The organism is Micromonospora sp. LOL_024 (assembly GCF_048060415.1).
Classification (GTDB): Bacteria; Actinomycetota; Actinomycetes; order Mycobacteriales; family Micromonosporaceae; genus Micromonospora.
This window is the reverse complement of the sequence record NZ_JBHMIS010000075.1, coordinates 1-7,371: the sequence shown is the minus strand read 5'-3', so window position 1 is coordinate 7,371 and position 7,371 is coordinate 1. Positions and strand designations below refer to the sequence as shown.

Annotated in this window: 5 protein-coding genes, 2 tRNA genes and 1 pseudogene; 6 read left to right on the top strand and 2 right to left on the bottom strand. The window is 67.0% G+C overall.

Going from position 1 to position 7,371, the window contains the following annotated elements; translation table 11 throughout:
• The first annotated feature begins 128 nt into the window (after positions 1-128).
• From ACFHWY_RS27575 to ACFHWY_RS27555, 5 genes are all read left to right on the top strand, one after another.
• The gene (locus ACFHWY_RS27575) at positions 129-395 is read left to right on the top strand and encodes a hypothetical protein (protein ID WP_416583169.1); all 267 of its coding nucleotides are present in this window, start codon (positions 129-131) and stop codon (positions 393-395) included.
• A gap of 349 nt (positions 396-744) precedes the next feature.
• Positions 745-817: transfer RNA gene (locus ACFHWY_RS27570), tRNA-Ala, on the top strand.
• An 11-nt stretch (positions 818-828) separates the two neighbouring features.
• Positions 829-903, top strand: a tRNA-Glu gene (locus tag ACFHWY_RS27565).
• A 21-nt stretch (positions 904-924) separates the two neighbouring features.
• Positions 925-2,292 carry an SDR family NAD(P)-dependent oxidoreductase gene (locus ACFHWY_RS27560; protein WP_416583168.1) on the top strand — a complete coding sequence of 456 codons (1,368 nt, stop codon included), beginning with the start codon at positions 925-927 and terminating at the stop codon, positions 2,290-2,292.
• A 47-nt stretch (positions 2,293-2,339) separates the two neighbouring features.
• Positions 2,340-2,708, top strand: coding sequence for a hypothetical protein (locus tag ACFHWY_RS27555; protein ID WP_416583167.1), 369 nt, complete (start codon positions 2,340-2,342; stop codon positions 2,706-2,708).
• A 249-nt stretch (positions 2,709-2,957) separates the two neighbouring features.
• Here the strand turns inward: ACFHWY_RS27555 and ACFHWY_RS27550 are convergent, their stop codons facing one another.
• On the bottom strand, positions 2,958-3,788 hold the full coding sequence (locus tag ACFHWY_RS27550) for a hypothetical protein (RefSeq protein WP_416583166.1): 831 nt from the start codon (positions 3,786-3,788) through the stop codon (positions 2,958-2,960).
• Positions 3,789-4,500: 712 nt separating this feature from the next.
• On the opposite strand from ACFHWY_RS27550, the pseudogene pyrE reads away from it, so the two are divergent.
• A pseudogene (pyrE, locus tag ACFHWY_RS27545) lies at positions 4,501-5,025 on the top strand (orotate phosphoribosyltransferase).
• Positions 5,026-6,332: 1,307 nt separating this feature from the next.
• Here the strand turns inward: pyrE and ACFHWY_RS27540 are convergent.
• Positions 6,333-7,130: an aminotransferase class IV gene (locus ACFHWY_RS27540; RefSeq protein ID WP_416583165.1), complete on the bottom strand. Its 798-nt coding sequence runs from the start codon at positions 7,128-7,130 to the stop codon at positions 6,333-6,335.
• Positions 7,131-7,371 lie beyond the last annotated feature (241 nt).

Genomic DNA, 7,371 nt, shown 5'->3' with positions numbered 1-7,371 from the left:
CGATCAACCCAACTCATCGACGCAGTCACGTAACGTCACCGGTTTTACGCAATGGCCCTGCACCACAGCCCCCTACCTCTCAGGAACCCGGCCCAGAGATTCGGATCGAAGCTGGGAAACTCACCTTCATGAAGCCACCGCTGTGCCTCGTCTGTGGATCAACCGACAGAGCAACCCAATTCACCGTGGTGCACTTCGCCATCACCGACCAGGAGAGAGCGGCATTCGCCAGACGCGAAGCCGCACACTGGGTCGGCCACCCGGAAAACGCCTACTGGTTCTGCGCCGAACACCTCCACTTCGGCACCGAACGCCAGTCGATGCACTGGCGCGACGCCGTCGCCGAGATCCGCGCCATCACCGACCGACACCCCCGCCGCCCACCCGGACCGTAACCACCGCCACCGCCCTCGAACGCTCCGACACCACAGGGCGGCCCCCACAGCACCGGATCGGGTGTACGCACGCCTAACCCCGCCGCCCGGGGCGCAGCGCCCCTTCGCCAGGCGATGAAACGGCTCGACCAGCAAGCGGGGTTGGACGTGCATCTGCTGATTGTGCGCCCGACCCACGACACCTGACCTGCCGAGGGTGGCCCCGTACGGCGACATCGGCGGCAATCGGCCGACACCATCGAAATCTGATCTACCTCCCGCACCATGGGCCTCGACCGCACATCAACCGGTCTGCAGGGCTAATCGGTTGGCGGCAAGGTGATCGGCGTCGCTACGATGCGTCGTGGTGGGGCCCGTAGCGCAGAGGTAGTCGCGTCGCTATTGCATGGCGGAGGATGCCGGTTCGAGTCCGGTCGGGTCCCACCCCCGTCGCGTGGTCGGTAGCGCAGAGGTCGACGCGCCGCCCTCTCAAGGCGGAGGACACCGGTTCGAATCCGGTCCGTCCACGTCGACCGGTTGGTGAGGAACGATGAACAGCGCCGAGATCGAGCGAACCCTGCGGGTGCTCAGCGAGATCCGCGCATTGCCCGTCAACGACCCGGTCCGTCAACGAGTCCAACGCGCCGTCGACGGCCTGCTCAAAGACGCGCAGCGCCAGCGGCGCGCTGATCGACGGCGCAACACCGCCGCCGCCGACCGGGCCGTCGTCGCCGACGCCGCCACCGCAGCCGCAGACCGCGCCGAAGGCATACCGGTAGCAGAACCCACTGATCTGTCCGACACGGCCGGGGTCGGACGGACCCGACGGGACCGCCGCTGCTACGCCTGCCGCGACCGGTTCCGTACCGTCGACGCCTTCTACCACGCGCTTTGCCCCGCCTGCGCAGACCTGCACCGTCAGCATCGGCACGCCCGTGCCGACTTGACCGGCCGCAGGGCGGTGGTCACTGGAGGCCGGGTCAAAATCGGCTTCCAGGTGGCGTTGAAACTGCTCCGCGATGGGGCTGCCGTCACGGTGGTGACGCGATTCCCGGCTGACGCCGCCCGCCGGTACGCACACGAGCCCGACGCGACCGACTGGTTGGCGTCACTGCGCGTCATCGGCGCGGACCTGCGCGACCCTCGTCAGGTGCTCGACGTTGCCGAACGGCTGGCCGTGGGCGCACCTCGACTGGACATCCTGATCAACAATGCGGCCCAGACGGTCCGCCGGCCGATGTGGGCCTACCAGCCGCTCATCGCGGCAGAGTGCCGAGCCGCCCCGCACGGCGTCGCCGTCGAATCAGCCGCCGGTTTCCGACCGGGGGCCGCACCACCGGACTGGAGCCTGCGTCTCGCCACCCTCCCGGAAGCACCCCGCCGCGAGCTGACCTCCTTCATCGACGCCACCGGCGCGCTCGTCGTCCCCGGCACCGCGAACTCTTGGACCGCCGCCCTCGGCCAGATCGACCCGGTCGAACTGCTGGAGGTGCAACTGGTAAACGTTGTCGCACCGTTCCTTCTGCTCGACCGGCTCCGCCCGGCCCTGACCGCACCCGGCCCCGGCCACCGGTACGTGATCAACGTGACCGGCCGTGAAGGCTGGTTCTCCGAAGACAGCACCGGCCCCACCCGGCACCCCCACACCAGCGTTAGCAAAGCCGCCCTCAACATGCTCACCCGCGTCGGCGCCACCGACCTCGCCCGCCACCACGTCCACATGTGCGCCGTCGACACCGGCTGGATCACCGACGAAAACCCCACCACCATCAAAGCCCACCGCGCCGCCACCGGCTGGCAACCACCACTGGACGTCACCGACGCCGCAGCCCGCATCTACCACCCCATCATCAGCGGCGAAACCGGCACACCACTACACGGCGTCCTGCTCAAGAACTACACCCCCGTCCCCTGGTAGCAGCCCCGGCCGCCTCAGACCCCCTCGCCTCCGAAGAATCGGCAAACGTGGAAGCTGCGACGCCGACGTGGCCACAAGACAAGCTCAGCGCACTTCGGCTCGGGCGTCGGCTCGTGGCAGAGGTGCCGGCAGCGCCGGGACGCCGTGCATTCGTCGACATCACTCCGATCCTGAGCCAGCGTGACGACCTCGCCGAACGCGAAGGATGGCAACGCCCCGACGCGCAACGATCCTTCCAGCTCGCACACTGGGACTATAACGAGCAGCAGCTCGAAGGCTGGGACTACGACGTCGACGCCCGGCAGATCCGCATCGACACCGCCACCGACGAGTCCAGCCTGCTCAGGCTCGTCGCCGAGTGGCAACTCACACCGGCCCAGTTCAGCTACCCGTGGGACACCGACGACCCCCGGTAGGCTCCCGTTCGTACAGCAGGTTCCACCTACCGTGTTGTCATGGATGTCGAACGCCGCCAACGTGCTGTGCGCGGCAGACGGACACGGTATACGGCAGCCTTGTGCCGGGGTTACCGCATGCGGAGGAGGCCGTGTGTCGTGGCGAAGTCGGTGTCGGCGGGTGGTGGTGTCCGGCGGAGCAGGCGTGTGGCGTCATGGTTGCGGCGTTCGGTACCGAGGCCGACGCCGACGTGTTCGAGCGTGGGGTGATCAACGAAGGGAAGGAACGCCTCGATCGGCAGCCGCGATTCGGTGACCATGAGTTTCCCGAAGTCGGGGTGCGGCCGCGAGACCCTGCAGCGATGCCGGATGCCGAAGGTGACGCAGCTCGGTGCAGTCGACGCGCAGCAGCGCGCTGCAGGCGGCGAAGTCAGGAAGGTCCTCCAGGGTGAGGGCGTCCAACCACAGCCACTGCAGAGCGGGCAGACGCGTCACCGCGTCGAGGTTGGTGAGTTTGCGGACCGCACGCAGCGCGAGGTAGCGGAGGGTGGGAACGCAGGTAAGCCACTCGGCGTTGGTCAGCGAGCCGAGCGTCAGCGCCAGTGACTGCAGATCGGGTAGGGCCATGACGGGCAGGATCTGGTCTACGGGCAGTCGCCACAGCGCCAGTCCACGCAGACCAGGGTTGGCGTTGAGCAGGTCCGGCAGGCCACGTCGGTGCGCCACGATCCGCAGCTGACGAAGTCCCTGGAACGCGGCGACCGGAGTGAGATCGACAGGCGTGCGGGTCTCGCCGATGTCGAGGAACTCGACATCGGCGTTCAACTGCTGCAGCGGCGCCAGATCGGTCAGGCGGTGCAGGCCGGCGATGCTGAGCCGACGCAGACGCGGGAACCAGCGCAGAAACCGCAGCGTAGCGAGATCCTCATCAGAACCGTAGACGCGCAGAGTCACCGTCGGATGGTCCGACAGAAGCGCCGCAAGCGACCGATAGTCCACCTCGGGCAGCGGCTGGTTGATCTGCACAACGTCAGCATCACCGAGCCCGACGCGACACCGCCGCACGTCGAACGGGCTTGACACCTCCACCACACGCCCCATGACCGGTAATCCTTCCGCCCCGACCGCCACTGGCCCAACTGGGAGCGATCATCCCCGCCCCCAGCAGCGGACCGAAGCGCCTGCGCTATCGGCCAGGACCTGCAACGGCGAGGCAGCCGGTCAGATGCTGTGACGGTGCGTCGCGAGCGTCTCGCGGCAGATCCGTGCATCTGCTGGCCGAGGTGCGATCAGTGGCGAAGCCGGGCATGTCAGCAGTGACGCTTCTACGGCCGCTAATGTCGTCATCGTGGGTGATCATTACGGTGGCGCCTGGACGCTGCACCGACGCGACGACGGCGGGGTGCTTGCTGAGCTTCTGGTGAACGGTGGCGACTTCCCATGGTTGAACCCTCGTGTCGACCCGAGGGAAGGACTGGCGGCGGTTCGGCCGCTCTTCGCCGAGGAACTGCGGCGGCTCGATGGCATCGATGAGGATGTCGAGTCCTGGGGGGCACGCGTACGAGGCCGTCCGGAACGCCGTGACGCTTCGGTACCCGGATGGCCAGGAGGTTCCTGAGTTTCTCCTCCACATCGATGGCGACGAGGCGTGGTGGCGGTGGAGTGACGAACCGTTTGACGAGCAGAATGCCTAACCAGCGCGCCCGCTCGGCGGCCAGATGCGCGTACACGTTGAAGTGCTCAGGACAACGATCTGACGATGCTGCCACCGGCACGGTGTTCCCGATCCAGACCCGGATGCGAGGCTGAGCGGGTGACCTACCCGCTTGCGCGCCGCGTCTACGACACCTGCCATCTGACCGGACGGTTCCGTCTACGCTCCGGGCAGGTCAGCGAGGAGTACTTCGACAAGTACCTTTTCGAGGGAGAGCCGGATCTGTTGCGCGAGGTCGCCGAAGCGATGGTGGCGCTGCTGCCGTAGTGCGACGTGTTGGCGGGGATGGAGATGGGCGGCATCCCCCTCGCCACCGTGATGTCACAACTGACCGGACTGCCCACGGTCTTCGTACGAATGCATGCCAAGGAGTACGGCACGAGCAAGCTCGCCGAAGGCGGTCCGGTGAACGGACGGCGGGTCGTCCTGATCGAAGACGTCGTGACCACCGGAGGCGCCCTACTGGCGTCGTCCGCCCAGCTCCGCGGAATCGGCGCCCAGGTGAACACCGTGGTCTGCGCCATCGACCGTGAACAAGGCGGTCGCGAGAACCTGGCAGCCGAGGCGCTACAACTCCACGCCGCCCTTACCCGTCACGATCTGGAAGCCTCCCAGATGACGTGACAACTCCGGCGCCGACTCGATCCGCGGCATTTCCGGGCGTCGCGGGACAGCATGGGTAACACAGAGCATGACGGCCCTGCCGGCCCCGCGCGCGATTAGCTCACCGATGAGTTGCGGACACTGCCGCGCAGCGGTCGCAGTTGTCGGCGCTGACTGTCGGCCGCACGGCGGGCGCAGGATCCGCCGACCGAAGCGGGGGTTACGGTGGATAATTAACAATCCGACGGTGAGGCTGCAAATGATCAATGTCCAGGAGTTCGCGCGACGGCTGAGTACTCTCGGAGCTGATGCGTTCACCAACGACGACGTCGTGGACCTGGCGACCGCGGCCGATGTTCGCATCAGCGCAGACCTCGAGATCGACGCCACCCTGGCGCAGCGCTTGCTCGACCAGATCTCGCCCACCCTGCCGGTCACCGGGGCCCAGATCGCGGCGTCGCAATGGCCGCCACCGAAGTCTTCCCGTCCTGCAGCGCCTTCGCTGTCGTTCTCCAGCCCCGGTGCCGTCGACGGACCGGCTGATCAGCCGACCCGACCCCGCAGTTCCGGGTCTGCGGGTAGCGGTCGGCGACCCGGCACTCGACGAACTGGCAGGTGAAACTGGAGTCCCAGCCTTTCAGCAACCTCCAGACTGCTCGGCGGCGGCCGCAGCCGTCGATCACGACGCGAGCTGCGAACCCGACTCTCGCCGCCATCATCGGCTGAACTTCGTCCTCCTGTCCGGCTCCATACGCCCGGGCAAGCTCGACGCACGATGATCCCGGTCAGCATGCGAATCGCGGCTACCAGACACTTTGAGTACCGAGCTGCGCCATATCGATAGCGGCGCTGTCGGGATCTCGCTACGGTCCTCGCCACGGGATGGCCGAGGCCCACGGGGTGTGAATGACGCTGGCAAGCAAGGGTTCTCGGAAAATCACGGTAGACGGCGTGACCTACCGCTGGTCGGTTCGTCGCAGACCGACCTACTGTCAAGCCCTCGGCTGGTCACCGCTGACCTTCGTTGTCGAGCGTGCGGAGCAGCCAGGCGCCCTGATGGTGGCATCGCTGCCTTGCGCTCATCCCAGCAACTGGCTCGGATTACCGAGCCAGCCGGTATTGCCCGGCACGGTGACTGTAGGTGTCCGCCAGGCCCTGGCCGCCGGTTGGCAGCCCTCCCGCCCGGGGCCGGCCTTCGAACTGCTCCTGCCCGACTCGTCGTACGGGCGCTGACAGCCACGCCGTCGGGCGCTGCGCGAGTCGCGGCGATCCGTGAGCCCCATCAGGAACGGATGGCTGGCAGGATGTCCGTTCTGGCGAACCGGTTGCTACTGGGCAGCGTGGAGCGTATCCCAGGGCGCTTCCTGCCAGGCCCGCCGCAGCAGAGTCGTCAACGCCTCAGGTTCGCGGAGAACTGTTTCGTCGATGGCGGCGATCGGTTGCGCCGGGCAATGTGAGTTGGTCGCGGCGGCGGCTCTCATCTCGGTCAGCGAGCCGCTCGTGAGCCTTCGCTGTTGTTCGGGGATGCCGAGTTCCCTCAAGCCGAGCCGCAGGACCTGCATGGTGATGCCGGCGAGCATCGGGGCTTCGGGCCAGATCACCTGTTCGCCGTCCCAGAAGGCGACGTTCCAGACGGACCCCTCTCGCAGATTGCCATCCCGTCCGGTGAAGAGCACGTCGTCGAACCCTGCCCGGCGAGCCTCGAGACAGCGGTGTGTCAAACCCATCGTCGCCACGTGCTTGAGCCCTGGCAACTCCCGCTCATAAGGGACGGTCATGACCCGCAGTGGTGCACGTGCGGTGTCCGGGACCGGCTCGGAAACAGACACCATCACGTCGGTACCGGCCGCGTTCGACAGCACGGGGAGGACGGTGACCCGCACTGAAGCGTCCTGCTCCTCCCGCAGAGCATGCTCGATCAGTTCGATGATCTTAGAATCGGAGGGTGCCACTGTGTCGGGAAACAACACGGCCGACGCTTCCCGCAGCCGCCGGAGATGCAGCGCCAGACCCGGCACCCTGCGACGGCGTACCTGCATGCACGTGTAGTGCCCGTAGTTCCAGGTCGCGGCTCGGTGGACCGCATCAATCGAAGCCGGAGCGCCGTTGATCTCCACGCACGTCACGAGGCCATGGTGCCAGCCCACCCAGCGCAGGTCGACATTGGCTACAACCCGCGTACCGACACCGGTGGGACAGTCAGTCGCGCTCGGTGCCGAGCTATCCGCGGCATGAGAGTGCGCCACCAAGGAAGGGTAGACGCCAGCCGTCGGAGCCACAGTTCGTCACAGCGACCAGGCCACGGGGCAGGGCTTAATCAAGTTCCGTGGGTGTCCGGAGTGTTGGTGATGCCCAGGATGGGGAGTG